Consider the following 16,849-nt stretch of genomic DNA (forward strand, 5'->3'; position numbering starts at 1 on the left):
GTAACGAGTGGCCCCGAAGAGTACCGACACGCCCGGCGAGGACGTCGTCGTCAAGGCGAAGGCGGACCGTGCCGAACGGCGCGGCTTCTTCTCGGGCATCGTCCTGTTCCTTAAGCAGGTCTTCGCGGAACTCAAGAAGGTCGTCACGCCGACGCGGAAGGAACTCCTCAGCTACACGGCTGTGGTGCTCATCTTCGTCTGCATCATGATGGCGCTCGTCTACGGCATCGACTTCGTCTTCGCCTGGGTCGTCACGCTGGTGTTCGGTACCGCGAGCTAGTTCCGCTCAGGTTCCGGTGCTCCGGCCCGGTACCCGGGTTCCACAATCACAGACGGCGACGCAGTCGTCACGCGCCAGGATCCGGCGCCGCGGTCGGGGATCACCCACGATCCGCACAACAGAAACGGAATGGAAATCAGTGTCTGAGCGAAACTCGAACGACGTCGACTGGGCAACCGCTGCCGAGCAGTCCTCGGAGGACGACGAGGCCCAGGAGGGCAACGTGCTCTCGGCCGACGAGCACTCCGTCGACCCCGCTGAGCACAACGCCGTCCACGTCGAGGAGACCGGCGACACCGAGGTCGACCTCGACGCCGTGCTCGACGCGATGGCAGAAGCCGTCGACCCCGAGGCCGACGCCGTCGTCGACGACGCCCTCGAGCTCGACGAGGCCGCCGAGGTCGAAGCCGCAGCAGAGGCCATCGCCGAAGAAGAGGCCGACCCCACCGACGCCGACGCCGAGCCCGCCGAGGAGTCCGAGGAGGACCCCTACGACGCGTTCCGCAAGGAACTCCGCTTCCTGCCGGGCAAGTGGTACGTCATCCACTCCTACGCCGGTTTCGAGCGCAAGGTGAAGGCCAACATCGAGCAGCGCAAGTCGACGCTCGAGGTCGCGGACTACATCTACCAGGTCGAGGTCCCCATGGAAGACGTGGTCGAGATCAAGAACGGCCAGCGCAAGATGGTCACCCGCGTCCGCATCCCCGGCTACGTGCTCGTCCGCATGGACCTCAACGAGGACAGCTGGTCGGTCGTCCGCCACACGCCTGGCGTGACCGGCTTCGTCGGCAATGCGCACAACCCCACGCCGCTCCGCTTCGAGGAGTCCTTCAACATGTTGAAGTCGCTCGTCGAGGTCAAGGAGACCGCGCCCGTCAAGGGTTCCGGCACCAAGGGCAGCGCCACGCAGCAGCGTGTCATCCCCGCCGAGGTCGACTTCGAGATCGGCGAGACCATCACGATCAAGGAAGGCTCGTTCGCGGGTCTCCCCGGCTCCATCAGCGAGATCAAGCCCGAGAGCGGCAAGCTCACGGTGCTCGTCTCCCTCTTCGAGCGCGAGACGCCGGTCGAGCTCAGCTTCGACCAGGTCACCAAGCTCTAAGCCACACGGCTCCACAGTCCACCGCCGCCCGACGGGCGCGCGGGAGAGCGCACATCATCCGATGGCGCTCGAACCCCAGAAGAAGGAAGAAACATGGCACCGAAGAAGAAGGTCACGGGTCTCATCAAGCTGCAGATCCAGGCCGGCGCCGCAAACCCTGCTCCCCCCATCGGCCCCGCCCTTGGTCAGCACGGCGTCAACATCATGGAGTTCTGCAAGGCGTACAACGCGGCCACCGAGTCGCAGCGCGGCAACGTCATCCCCGTCGAGATCACCGTCTACGAGGACCGTTCGTTCACCTTCATCCTGAAGACCCCGCCCGCAGCGGAGCTCATCAAGAAGGCCGCCGGCGTCGCCAAGGGCTCCGGTACCCCGCACACCGTCAAGGTCGCGAAGCTCACCAAGGAGCAGGTCCGTCAGATCGCCGAGCAGAAGGCTCCCGACCTGAACTCGAACGACATCGACGCAGCCGCGAAGATCATCGCCGGCACCGCCCGCTCCATGGGCATCACGGTCGAGGGCTAACCCTCTCGACCCGCTTCGGGGACGCCACCAGGCGGAACCGCGCACGTCTCACTTTTTCACTCGTGGCAGCGCCGGCCAGGCGCAGATGACCACATTTCTCATAGGAGAACGCACATGGCACAGAAGTCGAAGGCCTACCGGGCCGCAGCCGAGAAGATCGAGGCTGACAAGTACTACACCCCGAACGAGGCCGTCGCCCTCGCCAAGGAGACCGGTTCCGCCAAGTTCAACAGCACCGTCGAGGTCGCCCTCAAGCTCGGTGTCGACCCGCGCAAGGCTGACCAGATGGTCCGCGGCACGGTCATCCTCCCGCACGGCACGGGCAAGACCGCCCGCGTCATCGTCTTCGCGACGGGCCCGGCAGCAGAAGCCGCGATCGCGGCCGGTGCTGACGAGGTCGGCGGCGACGAGCTCATCGCGAAGGTCGCCGAGGGCTACACCTCGTTCGACTCCGCGGTCTCCACCCCGGAACTCATGGGCAAGGTCGGTCGTCTCGGTAAGGTCCTCGGTCCCCGTGGCCTCATGCCGAACCCCAAGACCGGCACCGTGACGCCGGACGTGGCCAAGGCCGTGTCCGACATCAAGGGCGGCAAGATCGAGTTCCGCGTCGACAAGCACTCCAACGTGCACTTCGTCGTCGGCAAGGCCTCGTTCGACGCTTCGCAGCTCGAGGAGAACATCAACGCCGCGCTCGAGGAGATCCTCCGCCTCAAGCCGTCCTCCTCGAAGGGCCGTTACATCCAGAAGGGCGCCGTGTCGACCACGTTCGGCCCCGGCATCCCGCTGGACGTCAACTCCATCTAGTCTCACCAGCACGAAGGCCCGGTCGCGTCACGCGACCGGGCCTTCGTCGTCCGACGGGGTGGCGTCGTACGATGCAGGGATGGTCTCCACCCGCACCGCCACGGCCGATGACGCCGCCACCCTCGCCACGCTCGCCGCAGCGACCTTCGCCCTCGCCTGCCCGCCCGGCACCGCGCAGGAGCACATCGACGCGTTCATCGCCGAGCACTTCACCTTCGACCGGTTCACCGGCTACCTGGCCGATCCCGGACGCGCGCTCCGGCTCCTCGTCGACGACGATGACGGCACGGCCATCGGCTACACGATGCTCGTCTTCGGCGATCCGGTGGACGCCGACGTGCTCGCTGCGGTCACGCACCGCCCGACGGCGGAACTCAGCAAGCTGTACGTGCTCCCCGCGAGCCACGGTGCCGGCGGAGCGCGCACGCTCATGGAGGCGACACTCGACGACGCCCGGTCCCGAGGGGTGACGTCGGTGTGGCTCGGGGTGAACCAGCAGAACGCCAGGGCGATCCGGTTCTACGACAAGAGCGGGTTCACGGTCGTGGGGACGAAGACGTTCCTCGTCGGACCCGAACGACACGACGACTTCGTCATGGAGCAGGTCTTCGGGGGCGCACTTCGACAGGCTCAGTGACCGGGGTGGGGCTCAGTGACCGGGGTGGGGCGGGGTCCTGTCGCTGGTCCCTGAGTGCACCCAACCGGTCCCTGAGCTTGTCGAAGGGCGGGGTCCTGTCGCCGCTCCCTGAGCGCACCCAACCGGTCCCTGAGCTGGTCGAAGGGCGGCAGCCTAGCCGTCGGCGACCTTGAGGACGATCTTGCCGCGTGAGTGTCCGCCCTCGAGGAGCACGTGGGCCTGCCGGACGGCGTCGAGGTCGAACACCTGGTCGACGAACACCCGGACGTCCCCGGACTCCAGCAGTCGACTGATGGTGTCGAGCGTGGCGCCGTCGGGTGCCACGGTGAACCGCGTCGCGCGGACGCCCGCGGCCCGGGCCTCCTCCTCGAGTGTCGGCCAGGAGCCGGTCGGCGCGTTGATGATGAGCCCGCCCGGGCGGAGGACCCGCAGGGAACGCGACCCCGTGTCCTCCACGGTGTTGCCCACGAGGTCGATCACGACGTCGACCTGGTCGACGACGTCCTCGAACCGGTGCAACTCGTGGTCGACCGCCTGATGGGCGCCGAGTTCGCGCAGCCAACCGACGTTCCGACCGGAGCCGGTGGCGATCACCCGCGCGCCGAAGTAGGTGGCGAACTGCACGGCGAAGTGCCCGACACCGCCGCTCCCGGCGTGGACGAGGATGCGCTGCCCCTCGTGCGCCTTCGCGACGTCGACGACCATGCCCCACGCGGTCAGTGCGGCGAGGGGGACCCCGGCTGCCTCGACGTGCGACAGGGTCGTCGGCTTCCGCGTCAGGCTCAGGGAGGACACCGTGACGTACTCGGCATAGCTGCCGCCCGTCCGTGGGAAACTCGTCATGCCGTAGACCTCGTCGCCGGGCATGAGGCCGGCCGCAGCGAAGGGCGATTCGACCACGATGCCGCTGAAGTCGTACCCGAGGACGGCCGGCATCGTCGTGATGGCGGAGGAGACGCCCCGGCCCGCGCGGGTCTTGGCGTCGACCGGGTTCACGCCGGCCGCGACGACCTTCACGAGGAACTCCGCCATGACCGGACGCGGTGTCGGTACGGTCTCCATCCGGAGGACCTCAGGGCTGCCGAGGGCGTCGATCACCGCGGCTCGCATGGTCTCCGGTGCCGGCTTCACCGCGTCCGCGGTTGTCGCCAGAGACCAGGAGTGTCCGACTCCTTGACGCATCGAGTACTCCTTCGTCGTTCATCCCCCGAAAGCTCCACCCGGCGGAGGTCGGCTCGGCGACGAGTCTCGCTCCGGTGCGTGGTCCGGCTCTGTTCTCATCAAAGCCGTCGAATGAGTCGGCGCTGTTACGGGGGTGTCAATTGGCTGGAAACGATTCCCTCTCTTCGGGGGACACGGCTGCCCGGCTGTCGCCCGATCCTCGGGCGCGTGCTTCCGATACAGTGGCGCAATGCGCGCATTGTTCGGAGTCATCAGGATCATCGCGGGTGGTGTGATCATCGCCGCCATCGTCGGCCAGTTCGTCTACACCCTGTCCTTCGGTGATGCGCCCGACGACTTCTTCGTCAACTTCTTCAGCTACTTCACGATCCTGTCGAACGCGCTGAGCGCGATCGTGCTGCTGATCGGTGCCGGCTTCTGCTTCCGGCTGCGACGCGATCCCGCCTGGTACAACCTGGTCCTCGGCTGCGTCGTGACCTACATGGCGACCACCGGCGTCGTCTACAACCTGTTGCTGCGCGGCATCGCCCTCGACCAGGGGCACACCCTCGGCTGGTCGAACGAGGTGTTGCACCTCATCGCACCGATCTACCTGGTGCTGGTCTGGATCGTCACGCCTGGCAAGTCCCGTCTGGAATGGCGTCAGGTGTGGGCGATCATCGCGTTCCCGCTCGTCTGGACCATCTACACGATGATCCGCGGATCGATCGTCGGCTGGTACCCGTACCCGTTCCTCAACCCGGCGCAGCCTGGAGGATGGGGAGCCGTCGTCGTGTACATGATCGCCATCGCCGGGTTCATCGGTCTGATGGGCTGTGCCGTCATCGCGTTGAGCCGGACCAGGCTCATCCGCGGATGACGGGAGCCGCATCGGACCAGCGGGTCCCTCGCCCCTCGGCGGTCCGTCGTCGCCGGTCCGTCGCCCTCGCGTTCGCGATCATCGGTGGCGTGCTCGTCGTGGTCGCCACGGTCATGATCTGGGCCGCGCGTCTCAGTCTCGGTAAGAACAGCTACGTGAGCGGCCTCGGCGCCACCGGCGAGGTGACGGCTCCGGTCTTCAACGCGGCACTGCTCATGGTCGCGATCGGTGGTCTCAGCGTCGCCGGAGCGCTGCAGCGAGTCCTCCCGTCCCGCGAGCCCGGTCAGCGCCGCACGAGGGTCGGACTGCTGCTCGTCCCCTGGCTGCTCGTCGGACTGTCGAGCCTGTGCTTCCTCGTTGCGTCCCGGGTGACCTGTACCTACGAGTGCCCGATCCCGTCGAACCCACTGTTCACCCTCCAGGACGCGGTGCACATCTCCTTCGCCGTGCTGGGCTTCGCGCTCGCCTGCCTGGCGATGATCGGGTCGGCCCTCGGATCGCGGTTGCGCGCCGTCCGGCGGTTGTCGTGGTTCGCGGGGTCAGCCGTCGCGGTGATCGCGGGGCTCGGCGGCCTCCTCTCGCTCGCCGAGGTGGGGCAGCAGGTCGGGAGCTGGTTGGAGTTCGCGGCGATGACGATCGCCCTGTTCTGGCTCGTCGGATACGGCCTGGCGGAGGTGCTCGCCGTCGGGAAGGCGGACGACGACGGACGCCCTGGTTCCACAGTGGAGGACGCGCGTCAGGTCGATGCGGCGTCGAGCGCCCGAGGCTGAGTCATCGCGTCGATCGCGGGTGCGGACAGGGCGTCGCGCAGCACCATGATCGCCGCTCCCAAGACCCCGGCCTCCTCGCCGGCCGTCGAGGTGACGATGCCGAGGTGCCCGGTGGCGAGCGGCATCGATCGACGGTAGACCACTTCGCGGACGCCGGTGAGGAGATGTTCACCGGCACGCGTCATCGTCCCACCGAGCACGATCACCGAGGGGTTCAGGAGGTTCACCACGACACTGAGCACCTCACCGATCTCCCGGCCGGCCTGCCGGGTGGTCTCGATGGCCGTCCGGTCGCCCGCGCGGATGAGCGCTGCGACGTCGCGACTGCTCATGGCGTCGATCCCGTGGGCGCGGAGCTCGGTGGCGATCGCCGGCCCGCTCGCGATGGCCTCGAGGTCGCGGTCGTCGTCGGCTGCGCGCGGGGAGTCCCGTCCGACGGGGACCTGCACATGCCCGATGTCGCCGGCCGCACCGAGTGCGCCGCGCTGCAGTTCGCCACCCGCGATGATGCCGGCACCGATCCCCGTGGACACCTTCACGTAGACGAGGTCGTCGGTGTCCGGCCAGGAGATCGCGTGCTCCCCGAGGGCGAGGACGTTGACGTCGTTGTCGACGAGGACCGGGACGTCGAGGGTCCGGCGGATGTAGGCGGGGACGTCGAAGCGGTCCCAGCCCGGCATGATCGGCGGGTTGGTCGGCCGTCCGGTGGAGTGCTCGACCGGTCCCGGCAGGCCGATCCCGATCCCGATGACCGGGGGAGCGACCGGCTGGGGTGTGGCCCACGTCTGCGGAGCGGCCAGCAGGGCCGACGCCGCTTCGACCACCCAGTCGAGGACGGGCTCGGGTCCTGCGGCGATCTGCAGCTCCGCGCGGCTCGTCGCGAGGATCGCTCCGGCCAGGTCGGTGACGGCCACCGTCCCATGCGTCGCCCCCAGGTCGACGGCGACGACGACGCGCGCGAGCGGGTTGAACGCGATCCGTGCGGGCGGGCGGCCGCCCGAGGACGCGGCTTCTCCCGCGGGGCGGAGTAGGTCCGCTGCAACGAGGGCGTCGATGCGGAGGGAGACGGTGGAGCGGGCCAGACCGGTCAGGGCGCACAACTCGGACTTCGTGCGCGCCTCACCGCCGCGGAAGAGTTGGAAGAGGTCGCCGGCGCCCGGTGCTCCGGGGGAGGGGCGCAGCGGCTCGGTCATGGCCACAGTCAACCACCTCGGTCGACTTCTGTCGACTTGTCGTCAGAAGTCGAGGCTCACCAGGGGTTCCCGGAGCGGCCGAGCGACGGGCGCGGGCTCCGGGAGGACCGGGCGCCGGGCGGCCGGATTGGTGCGGTGGTACAGCTCGTCGATGAGCGCGTTCGCGAGGCCGACCAGCTTCGCGATCTCGGCGTCGTCGCGCTCGACCCACCGACAGAGCGGTTCGTCGTCGACGGGGACGAAGTCCTTGTGCTCCTCCCAGACCACGAGCGTCCGCTCCGCGCCGATCACGTACTGCTGCCACCACACCTGACGCAGGTAGTTGCGGGGGATCGAGCGCCAGGACTTCGTCGTGGTCTTGATCTCCGCGAGCACGACGGCCCCGCGCTCGGTCACGGCGATGCCGTCGGGGGTGGCGAGGTGGCGGTGTTCGACCTCGGCACGGAACAGCGCCGACGAGGGGTTGATCCCGTGCGTCGCGGCGACCCACCGGGCGATCTCGGGCTCGCGGGCGCGCCCGTGGTCGGTGAAGGCGTTGCCGGAGAAGCCCGTCCCACCGAGCTTCGCGTCGGCCGCCCGCTGGATCGAGGCCGGGGTCGAGAGGGTGGCGACGTCGGTCGCGGTGATCCCGCGCGAACGAGCCCGCAGCCACGAGATGCGGTCGCTGGAGTCAGCGACGATCCGGGAGAGCAGAGCTGAGTTCACCTCTCCATTGTCCCCCACGCTTCCGACTCCTGCGGTATTCGTCGCCGGGGAGTGGCGACCGGTGGGAGACTTTTGTTTGACCACCGACAGAAGTGTGGTTAGCCTGGATCTCGCAGCAGCGGCTGCCTGACACCATCATCATTGAGGAGCATCGTGTCGACTTCCCAACTCTCTGTCCAGCTCTACTCGGTACGGGAGCCGCTCACCGCGGATCGTGCCGCAGCGCTGCAGCGCCTGACCGAGATCGGCTTCCGTCAGGCCGAGCCGTTCGGCTTCGGTCCCGGCGTCAGCCTGCAGGACATCCACGATGCCGGCCTCGCCACCCCGAGCGCGCACGGCAAGGTCATCGCCGAGGGCATCGACCTGTCGGCGGCCTTCGGCGCCGCTGCTGAGCAGGGCGTACAGGTCCTCATCGACCCCGCCATCGCCGAAGAGCGCTTCGCCACGGCAGAGACGGTCGCGTCGATCGCCGACGAGCTGAACGCCGCGGCGGCGGTCGCCGCCGGTCACGGGGTCCAGGTGGGATACCACAACCACTGGTGGGAGCTCGAGGGCGACGTCGCGGGCACCAGCCCGCTCGAGCACCTCGCCGCACTCACCGACCCGGCCGTCGTGTTCGAGGTCGACACCTACTGGGTCGAGGTCGGCGGACGCCGCGCGGTCGACGTCCTCGGCGCGATCGGTGATCGCGTGCGCTTCATCCACGTCAAGGACGGTGACGCCTCCCGCGACACGCTGAAGCAGCTGCCCGCGGGTGCCGGGGTCGTCCCGGTGCTCGACATCCTCGCCGCGGCACCGCAGGCCCTGCGCGTCGTCGAGTTCGACGCGTTCGACGGCGACATCTTCCAGGGGCTCGAGCAGAGCTTCACCTACCTCACCACGAACGGAGTCCAGGCATGAGCAACAGCACCGGAACGGTCGGTGTCGGCCTCATCGGCGCCGGCGTCATCAGTGACCAGTACCTCGGCAACCTGGTGACCTTCCCCGACCTCGACGTCCGGTTCGTCGCGGACCTCGACCTCGAGCGGGCGAAGACGCAGGCCGAGAAGTACGGGGTGCCCGGCCACGGCTCGGTCGCCGAACTCCTGGCCGACCCCGAGATCGAGATCGTCGTCAACCTGACCATCCCGAAGGTCCACGTCGAGGTCGCCATGCAGATCCTCGACGCCGGCAAGCACGTGTGGAGCGAGAAGCCCTTCGCGCTCGACCGTGAGAGCGGGCAGGCCCTGCTGGCCGCCGCGAAGGAGAAGGGGCTCCGCGTCGCCACGGCTCCGGACACCTTCCTCGGCGCCGGCATCCAGTCCGCCCGCCGACTCGTCGAGGCCGGTGGCATCGGTCAGCCCCTCACCGCGCTGACCCTCATGCAGAGCCCCGGCCCGGAGTCGTGGCACCCGAACCCCGACTTCCTGTTCCAGGACGGCGCCGGTCCGCTCTTCGACATCGGCCCGTACTACATCACGGCGCTCGTGCAGCTGTTCGGGCCGATCGCCCGCGTCACCGCGCTCGCCTCACAGGCCTTCCCGCAGCGGACGATCGGATCCGGCCCGCGCGCGGGTGAGTCGTTCGACGTGACGGTGCCGACGCACGTGAGCGCCCTCTTCGAGTTCGAGAGCGGCCAGCTCGCGCAGAGCGTCTTCAGCTTCGACTCCAAGCTCGGTCGCACGCAGTTCGAGGTCGCCGGCTCGACCGGCACGCTCGTCGTCCCCGACCCGAACACCTTCGAGGGCGACCTGCTCGTCTACGGCGGTGGCGAGGAGCCCGAGTCGATCCCGTCGACCGGTCCGACGCAGGGCCGCGGAACCGGTGTGGTCGAGCTCGCGCAGGCGATCCGCGCCGGTCGTCCCGAGCGTGCCTCCGGTGAGCTCGCCTACCACGTGCTCGACGTCATGGTCTCGACGGCCGAGTCGGGCCTGAGCCGCACCTCGGTCGACGTCGTCAGCACCGTGGAGCTCGCTCCCGCGCTCCCCGAGTCGTGGACGCCGGCGGACGGCACCTTCGGAGCATGACCGTGGCCGGTCCCGGTATCGCGGTGGTGGGCGGTGGCTTCATGGCCACCGTCCACAGCCGGGCGGCCCGCGCGGCGGGTGCCCGGCTGGTCGGTGTCGTCGCCTCGACGCCCGAGCGCTCGCGGGAGGTCGCCGCGAACCTCGGGTTCGAGCGCGGGTACGGCTCGCTCGACGAGCTGCTGGCCGACCCCTCGGTCGACGTGGTGCACGTGTGCACGCCGAACGCGCTCCACGCCGAGCAGGCACTCGCGGCCATCGCGGCCGGCAAGCACGTCGTCTGTGAGAAACCCCTCGCGACCGACGCCGCGACCGCCGAGCGTCTCGTCACCGCCGCAGCCGAGGCCGGTGTCGTCGGCACGGTGCCGTTCGTCTACCGCTTCCACCCGCTCGTCCGGGAGGCCCGCGCGCGTGTCGCCGCAGGCGACCTCGGGACCCTGCTCACGATCAGCGGGTCGTACCTCCAGGACTGGTTGCTCGCGCAGGCCGACGACAACTGGCGGGTCGACTCGGCGGCCGGGGGCCGTTCGCGAGCCTTCGCCGACATCGGTTCCCACCTCGTCGACCTCCTGGAGTTCATCACCGGCGCGCACATCACCGAGCTGAGTTCGACGGTCCGCACCTTCTTCGCCGAACGCGCGAACACCCCGGAGGTCACGACCGAGGACGCGGCCGCGGTCGTCATCCGGCTCGAGGGCGGCGCCATCGGCACGCTGCTCGTCTCGCAGGTCGCGCCCGGTCGGAAGAACCGACTGCACCTCGAGGTCGCCGGGACCGAACTCAGCATCGGTTTCGACCAGGAAGCGCCGGAGACGCTCTGGCTCGGTCGTCGGTCGGGGACGCAGGTGCTGCCTCGCGACGCCGACCAGTTGCACCCGGACGCCGCACGCCTGTCCATCGTCCCCTCGGGGCACCCGATGGGCTACCAGGACGCGTTCAACGCCTTCGTGGCCGACAGCTACGCGGCGATGGCCGGACAGTCGCCGGACGGTCTGCCCGTCTTCGCGGACGGACTCCGAACCGCGCGCATCACCGAGGCCGTCCTGGACGCGGCCGACACCGGTCGCTGGGAAGCGATCGCCACCTCCACCGACGACGAGCAGAGGATCACCGCATGACCGACACCACCGACAAGCAGTACGCGAGCCGCCTCCCGGTGACCCTGTTCACCGGACAGTGGGCGGACCTCCCCTTCGAGGAGGTCGCCCGCCTCGCCGCCTCCTGGGGCTATGACGGCCTCGAGATCGCGGCCTCGGGCGACCACCTCGACCTCAAGCGCGCGGATGAGGACGACGCCTACCTGCAGTCCCGCCTCGACATCCTCGACCGGCACGGTCTCGAGGTCTTCGCGATCTCGAACCACCTCACCGGCCAGGCCGTGTGCGACGACCCGATCGACTTCCGCCACCAGGCGATCGTCCGCGACTACACCTGGGGCGACGGCGACGCGGAGGGGGTACGTCAGCGCGCGGCCGAGGACATGAAGCGCTCCGCGCGGGTCGCCCGCAAGCTGGGCGTCGACACGGTCGTCGGCTTCACCGGGTCGAAGATCTGGCAGTACTCCGCGATGTTCCCGCCGGTACCGGCCTCCGTCATCGACGCCGGGTACGAGGACTTCGCCACCCGCTGGAACCCGATCCTCGACGTCTTCGACGCCGAAGGGGTCCGCTTCGCCCACGAGGTGCACCCGTCCGAGATCGCGTACGACTACTGGACGAGTGTCCGCACCCTCGAGGCGATCGACCACCGCCCGGCGTTCGGTTTCAACTGGGACCCGTCGCACATGATGTGGCAGGGCGTCGACCCGGTGGGGTTCATCGTCGAGTTCGCGAACCGGATCTACCACGTCGACTGCAAGGACACCCGGATCCGGCCGGCTACCGGTCACGCCGGCATCGTCGGCTCGCACCTGCCCTGGGGCGACCCGCGACGCGGCTGGGACTTCGTGTCGACCGGTCACGGCGACGTGCCGTGGGAGGACGCCTTCCGTGCCCTCTCGAGCATCGGCTACGCCGGGCCGATCTCCATCGAGTGGGAGGACGCCGGCATGGACCGCCTGCACGGAGCCGAGGAGGCCGTCGGGTACATCCGGAACCTGCTCTGGAAGTTGCCCGAGCAGTCCTTCGACGCGGCGTTCAGCACCCAGTAGCCCCGGTCCCCGAGCCGCTTCTCCGGTCCCTGAGTCGCTTCCCCGGTCCCTGAGCCTGTCGAAGGGCTACAACGCCTTCGCCGCCGCCACGAGCACCTGGTTGAGCGTGGGTGCCCCGGTCGCGCGGAACACCTCGGTGCCGTCGTCGGCCGTGATGATGACCGTCGGGGTGGAACGGATGCCGTCGGCCTCCGCCTCCGCCGAACGGAAGGCGACGTCGCGCTCCTCGACGACGGCTCCGGCCACGAGTGCCGGGACCTCGGCCAGGACTGCGCGAGCCTGCATGCAGGGGGCGCAGAACGCGGAGGTGTACAGGGTGAGCTTCACATCTCCTCCAACGCGAGCCGACGGTCCGCCATTCCGCCGCGACCGCCGGTTCCTGGGTGAGTTGTCAATCGCCCACCCATTCCTCGTCGGATGGACCAGGATGGCGTCATGAGAATCGCAGTGACGGGAGGCTCGGGCAAGCTCGGGCGAACAGTGGTCGGCCATCTTCGGGAACACGGTCACCTGGTGATCAATCTCGACCAGGCGGGAGAGCGCGGTGACGGCTTCGTGCGCATCGACCTGCGTGACGCGGGCCAGGTGTTCGACGCCCTCACCGGTGTCGACGAGCAGGCGCCGGACGGGTTCGACGCGGTCGTCCACCTGAGCGCCATCCCTGCGCCGGGGCTCTCGACGAACACCGCGACCTTCCAGAACAACATCCTCAGCACCTACAACGTGTTCAACGCCGCCATCAAGGCCGGCATCACGAACATCGTCACGGCGTCGAGCGAGACCGTGCTCGGGCTGCCGTTCGACACCCCGCCCCCCTACATCCCCGTCGACGAGGCCTACGCCGCCCGACCCGAGTCGACGTACTCGCTGTCGAAGCACCTCGAGGAGCAGCTGGCGATCGAGCTCACGCGGTGGCACCCTGAGCTCAAGATCATCGCCCTCCGGTTCTCCAACGTGATGGACGAGGCCGACTACGCGGCGTTCCCCTCGTTCGACGCCGACGCCTCCCTCCGCAAGTGGAACCTCTGGGGCTACATCGACGGCCGCGACGGCGCCCAGGCCGTGCGACTCGCGCTCGAGCACCAGGCCACGGGGTTCGACCGGTTCATCATCGCGGCGGCCGACACGGTCATGTCGCGCGACAACGTCGAGCTCGTCGCAGAGGTCTTCCCGGACGTCCCCGTCACCGGCGACATCGCCGGCAACGGCACCCTGCTCTCGATCGACCACGCCCGCGAGGTCCTCGGGTACGACCCGAAGCACAGCTGGCGCTGACCCGTTCTCAGGAGTTCCTCGGCGCGTCGCCCGCTCGCGAGCCAGGCGCTCCGGCGGACTCCTGAGAAAGGGACTTCAGAGGGCGCCGTTGAGCTTCGCGAGGAGTTCGGCGAGCCGCCGCACCTCGGCCTCGTCCCAGGACGACAGCTGCTGGTAGAGCATCGCCTGGTCGTTGGCCCGTGTCGATTCCATCCGGCGCTCGCCCTCGGCGGTCGCGACGACGAGGCTCGCACGGCCGTCCTCGGGGTCCGGCGTCCTCGTGACGAGGCCGAGCGTCTCAAGTTGGTGGATGAGGCGACTCACCGCGCTCTTGTCGGTCGCGAGCATCTCGGCCAGGGCACCGGCGCGGATCGCTCCGGAGCGCGAGACCATGCTGAGCAACTTGTAGCCGGCCGGCTGGAGCCCGGGGGAGATCCGCTCGGCGCGGTCGCGGATACCGTTGCGGATGCGGTTGACGAGGAGCGCGAACTGCTCCTCCACGGCACCGATCGCGAGGTCGTGCGCGGTGCCGGCCGCTGCGTCGTCGGCAGCGGCCGGCCCGGCCTGGGCGTCGTGATCGATGGACATCGTTCGCATTGTACGGACTAGCGGCCGTGGCGGGGGCTGTGTGCCTCGGTCTCCGTGCCGCCGTCGGTGTCGGCGGTCTCGTCCCGTCCTCGCTCGAGTCGGGTGTCCGCCTCGCCACCGATCATGGCCTCGGCCACGTCGAGCGCACCGGTCGCGAACGACTGGGTCGACGTGGACGCGGTGGCCGTCGTGACGGACCCGGTGGCCGCGCCGACGAGGGCGGGCTCCCCGGAACGCTGCTCGGCCATGCGCTGCACGGCGTTCTTCGACCCGAGCTTCTTGTTCGGGAGGAAGATCACGGCGATGATCGTCAGGATCGCGAGTGGTGCGGCGACGAGGAAGATGTCGGCCACCGCGTCACCGTAGACGGATTCGATGATGGTCCGCACCGACTCGGGCAGCGTGCTCACCTTCGGGATCGTGCCGCTCGAGAGCGTCTCGGCGATCTTGGCGCCGGGTGCCCCGAGGGCGACGATGGCCGCCTGCAGGTCGGCCTGGCGGTCGGCCAGCATGTCGGTGACCTTCGTCGCGAGCACGGAGCCCATGACCGAGACGCCGATCGTGCCACCGAGGCTGCGGAAGAACGCGACACCCGCGCTCGCCGTACCCAGCTGCTGCGGCAGGACGTCGTTCTGGACCACGAGCACGAGGTTCTGCATCACCATGCCGACGCCGGCGCCGAGGATGAACATGTACACGGAGACGAGCACGTAGTTCGTGTCGTAGTGGATCGTGCTCATGAGGAACAGGCCGACGGTGAGGAGGATCGAGCCGACGATGAGGTACGGCTTCCAGTGGCCGAAGCGCGAGATGAACTGCCCGACCACGATGGAGGCGATCAGGAGGCCGCCGATCATCGGGAGCGTCAGCAGGCCCGACTCCGTCGGGGTCGCTCCACGCGCCAGCTGCATGTACTGGCTGAGGAACACCGAGGTGCCGAACATCGCCACACCCACCGAGATGCTCGCGACGACCGCGAGGGTGAAGGTGCGGTTCTTGAACAGCGACATCGGGATGATCGGCTCGTCGACCTTGATCTCGACGATGACCGCCGCGGCGAGCAGGAGGACGGAGATGCCCACCATGACGAGCGTCGTGAAGCTCGCCCACTCGAACTGCGTCCCGGCCAGGGTGACCCAGATGAGCAGCAGCGAGACGCCGCCGGCGATGAGGGCGGCGCCCAGGTAGTCGATCTTGACCTTGCCGACGTTCCGCTTCGGGAGGTGGAGCGTGCGCTGCAGGAGGAAGATCGCGGCGATCGCGAAGGGGACGCCGACGAAGAAGTTCCAGCGCCAGCCGAGCGAGTCGGTGAGGAGGCCGCCGAAGAGCGGGCCGCCGACCGTGCCGACCGCCATGACCGCACCGAAGAGGCCCATGTACCGGCCACGCTCACGCGGGCTGATGATGTCGGCCATGATGATCTGGCTGAGCGCCGTGAGACCACCGGCGCCGAGGCCCTGCAGGACGCGGAAGCCGATGAGCGTGCCGGTGTCCTGCGAGAAGCCCGCGAGCGCCGAGCCGAGGACGAAGATCCCGAGCGCCAGCTGGATGAGCAGCTTGCGGTTGAAGAGGTCGGCGAACTTGCCCCAGATGGGCGTCGAGACGGTGGTGGCGAGGAGGGTGGCCGTGACGACCCAGGTGAAGGCCGTCTGGTCGCCGTTCAGGTCGGCGATGATCCGGGGGAGGGAGGTCGAGACGACGGTGCCGGCGAGGATCGACACGAACATGCCGAGGAGGAGGCCGGAGAGGGCCTCGAGCACCTGGCGATGCGTCATGCCGTTGTCCGCGCGAGCGGGCGTGGCGGGTGTTGAGGTGGTGTGTGACATGGGCTCCGCGATCGTGATGACGTCAGCTAGTTGATATGCGTCAACTATATGAGAAGTAGTTGATCAGTGTCAACCAATCACGGTGACGGCGTATTCCCGTGGCCCTTCGACAGGCTCAGGGACCGGGGCGGGGCGGCTCAGGGACCGGGGCGGGGGTGGCCCAGGGACCGGGGCGGGGCGGCTCGGGGAGCGGGTGGAAGCCGCTCCCCGAGCCTGCCGAGGCGCCGGTCAGCGCCGAGTCGTGACGTCCTTGAGCTTCCCGTTCGCGATGTGCAGACGACGCTCGGCGCGCTTGGCGACCGCGGTGTCGTGCGTCACCACCACGACCGTGAGCCCGCGGTCCCGCCACAGGCCCTCGAGGAGGTCCATGATCTCGTCGCGGGTCTCCTCGTCGAGGTTGCCGGTCGGTTCGTCGGCGAGCAGCACCTCGGGCTCCTTGACGAGCGCACGGGCGATCGCGACCCGCTGCTGCTGCCCGCCGGACAGCTCGGCGGGGAGGTGTGAACCCCGCTCGGCGAGTCCGACGGACGCGAGCGCCGCGCGAGCCCTGGTCTCGCGTTCGGCCCGTGGGGTGCCGATCGGGACCAGGGCCATCTCGACGTTCTCCTGTGCCGTGAGCGTCGGGATGAGGTTGAACCCCTGGAACACGAAGCCGATCTCCGTGGCGCGGATCCTGCCGAGCTTCGTCTCGCTGAGCGTCGAGAGGTCGTCGCCGGCGAGGGAGATGCTGCCGGCGGTCGGTCGGTCCAGCGCGCCGAGCATCTGGAGGAGCGTCGACTTGCCGCCGCCGGTCGGGCCCTGGATGGCGACGAGCTGTCCATCGGGGATCTCGAGGTCGACGCCGTCGAGCGCCGTGACGGAGCGCTTCGCCTGGCGGTACTGCTTGGTGAGGCCGGTGATCGTGTACATGGGGTCCTTCGTTCTGCTGGTCGGAGTGAGAAGTCGGACCGCCGGGTGGTCGCGGGGGAGACC

Annotated in this window: 19 protein-coding genes; 12 read left to right on the forward strand and 7 right to left on the reverse strand. The window is 69.0% G+C overall.

Annotated elements, in window-relative coordinates; genetic code table 11:
- The first annotated feature begins 7 nt into the window (after positions 1–7).
- The 5 genes from secE to HOW07_RS12650 all read left to right on the forward strand — a co-directional run bounded on the left by secE (position 8) and on the right by HOW07_RS12650 (position 3,348).
- Positions 8–280, forward strand: a complete 273-nt coding sequence (secE, locus tag HOW07_RS19185) for a preprotein translocase subunit SecE (protein WP_056014068.1) — start codon at positions 8–10, stop codon at positions 278–280.
- 139 nt (positions 281–419) lie between these two features.
- Positions 420–1,382, forward strand: coding sequence for a transcription termination/antitermination protein NusG (nusG, locus tag HOW07_RS12635; RefSeq protein WP_079706703.1), 963 nt, complete (start codon positions 420–422; stop codon positions 1,380–1,382).
- Between the two features lie 93 nt (positions 1,383–1,475).
- The gene (gene rplK / locus HOW07_RS12640) at positions 1,476–1,907 is read left to right on the forward strand and encodes a 50S ribosomal protein L11 (RefSeq protein WP_056014074.1); all 432 of its coding nucleotides are present in this window, start codon (positions 1,476–1,478) and stop codon (positions 1,905–1,907) included.
- Positions 1,908–2,021: 114 nt separating this feature from the next.
- Positions 2,022–2,711: a 50S ribosomal protein L1 gene (gene rplA / locus HOW07_RS12645; protein ID WP_064294552.1), complete on the forward strand. Its 690-nt coding sequence runs from the start codon at positions 2,022–2,024 to the stop codon at positions 2,709–2,711.
- 79 nt (positions 2,712–2,790) lie between these two features.
- Positions 2,791–3,348, forward strand: coding sequence for a GNAT family N-acetyltransferase (locus HOW07_RS12650; protein WP_121289062.1), 558 nt, complete (start codon positions 2,791–2,793; stop codon positions 3,346–3,348).
- Between the two features lie 153 nt (positions 3,349–3,501).
- Here HOW07_RS12650 and HOW07_RS12655 read toward each other — a convergent pair whose 3' ends face one another.
- The gene (locus HOW07_RS12655) at positions 3,502–4,458 is read right to left on the reverse strand and encodes an NADP-dependent oxidoreductase (protein ID WP_175117644.1); all 957 of its coding nucleotides are present in this window, start codon (positions 4,456–4,458) and stop codon (positions 3,502–3,504) included.
- Between the two features lie 301 nt (positions 4,459–4,759).
- On the opposite strand from HOW07_RS12655, the gene HOW07_RS12660 reads away from it, so the two are divergent.
- Both HOW07_RS12660 and HOW07_RS12665 read left to right on the forward strand, forming a co-directional pair.
- Positions 4,760–5,389, forward strand: coding sequence for a Pr6Pr family membrane protein (locus HOW07_RS12660; protein ID WP_175117353.1), 630 nt, complete (start codon positions 4,760–4,762; stop codon positions 5,387–5,389).
- Positions 5,386–6,159, forward strand: a complete 774-nt coding sequence (locus HOW07_RS12665) for a DUF998 domain-containing protein (RefSeq protein WP_175117354.1) — start codon at positions 5,386–5,388, stop codon at positions 6,157–6,159. The genes HOW07_RS12660 and HOW07_RS12665 overlap by 4 nt, the downstream gene beginning before the upstream one ends.
- Here HOW07_RS12665 and HOW07_RS12670 read toward each other — a convergent pair.
- Both HOW07_RS12670 and HOW07_RS12675 read right to left on the reverse strand, forming a co-directional pair.
- Positions 6,126–7,352 (reverse strand): ROK family transcriptional regulator, encoded by a 1,227-nt coding sequence (locus tag HOW07_RS12670; protein WP_071258753.1) that lies wholly within the window; start codon positions 7,350–7,352, stop codon positions 6,126–6,128. The genes HOW07_RS12665 and HOW07_RS12670 overlap by 34 nt on opposite strands.
- A 42-nt stretch (positions 7,353–7,394) precedes the next feature.
- Entirely contained in the window at positions 7,395–8,057 is a 663-nt protein-coding gene (locus HOW07_RS12675) for a YqaJ viral recombinase family protein (protein ID WP_079003253.1), read from the reverse strand.
- 153 nt (positions 8,058–8,210) lie between these two features.
- Between HOW07_RS12675 and HOW07_RS12680 the strand changes: the two genes are divergently transcribed.
- The 4 genes from HOW07_RS12680 to HOW07_RS12695 are packed head-to-tail and all read left to right on the forward strand — an operon-like array spanning position 8,211 to position 12,209.
- Positions 8,211–8,957, forward strand: coding sequence for a sugar phosphate isomerase/epimerase (locus tag HOW07_RS12680; protein WP_064294545.1), 747 nt, complete (start codon positions 8,211–8,213; stop codon positions 8,955–8,957).
- On the forward strand, positions 8,954–10,063 hold the full coding sequence (locus HOW07_RS12685; RefSeq protein WP_071258759.1) for a Gfo/Idh/MocA family protein: 1,110 nt from the start codon (positions 8,954–8,956) through the stop codon (positions 10,061–10,063). The genes HOW07_RS12680 and HOW07_RS12685 overlap by 4 nt, the downstream gene beginning before the upstream one ends.
- Positions 10,060–11,178 (forward strand): Gfo/Idh/MocA family protein, encoded by a 1,119-nt coding sequence (locus HOW07_RS12690; protein ID WP_175117355.1) that lies wholly within the window; start codon positions 10,060–10,062, stop codon positions 11,176–11,178. The genes HOW07_RS12685 and HOW07_RS12690 overlap by 4 nt, the downstream gene beginning before the upstream one ends.
- Positions 11,175–12,209 (forward strand): sugar phosphate isomerase/epimerase, encoded by a 1,035-nt coding sequence (locus HOW07_RS12695; protein ID WP_064294543.1) that lies wholly within the window; start codon positions 11,175–11,177, stop codon positions 12,207–12,209. Before HOW07_RS12690 ends, HOW07_RS12695 begins: the two co-directional genes overlap by 4 nt.
- A 66-nt stretch (positions 12,210–12,275) precedes the next feature.
- Here HOW07_RS12695 and HOW07_RS12700 read toward each other — a convergent pair whose 3' ends face one another.
- On the reverse strand, positions 12,276–12,536 hold the full coding sequence (locus HOW07_RS12700; protein ID WP_064294542.1) for a hypothetical protein: 261 nt from the start codon (positions 12,534–12,536) through the stop codon (positions 12,276–12,278).
- A gap of 108 nt (positions 12,537–12,644) precedes the next feature.
- On the opposite strand from HOW07_RS12700, the gene HOW07_RS12705 reads away from it, so the two are divergent.
- Positions 12,645–13,484, forward strand: a complete 840-nt coding sequence (locus HOW07_RS12705; protein ID WP_175117356.1) for an NAD(P)-dependent oxidoreductase — start codon at positions 12,645–12,647, stop codon at positions 13,482–13,484.
- Between the two features lie 75 nt (positions 13,485–13,559).
- Here the strand turns inward: HOW07_RS12705 and HOW07_RS12710 are convergent, their stop codons facing one another.
- The 3 genes from HOW07_RS12710 to HOW07_RS12720 form a co-directional block, all read right to left on the reverse strand.
- Entirely contained in the window at positions 13,560–14,051 is a 492-nt protein-coding gene (locus tag HOW07_RS12710) for a MarR family winged helix-turn-helix transcriptional regulator (protein ID WP_158596512.1), read from the reverse strand.
- 17 nt (positions 14,052–14,068) lie between these two features.
- Entirely contained in the window at positions 14,069–15,826 is a 1,758-nt protein-coding gene (locus HOW07_RS12715; RefSeq protein WP_175117645.1) for an MDR family MFS transporter, read from the reverse strand.
- Positions 15,827–16,105: 279 nt separating this feature from the next.
- Positions 16,106–16,786 (reverse strand): ABC transporter ATP-binding protein, encoded by a 681-nt coding sequence (locus HOW07_RS12720; RefSeq protein WP_064294539.1) that lies wholly within the window; start codon positions 16,784–16,786, stop codon positions 16,106–16,108.
- Between the last annotated feature and the right edge of the window lie 63 nt (positions 16,787–16,849).

The organism is Plantibacter sp. MCCC 1A11337, assembly GCF_013349365.1.
Lineage (GTDB): Bacteria > Actinomycetota > Actinomycetes > Actinomycetales > Microbacteriaceae > Plantibacter > Plantibacter flavus_A.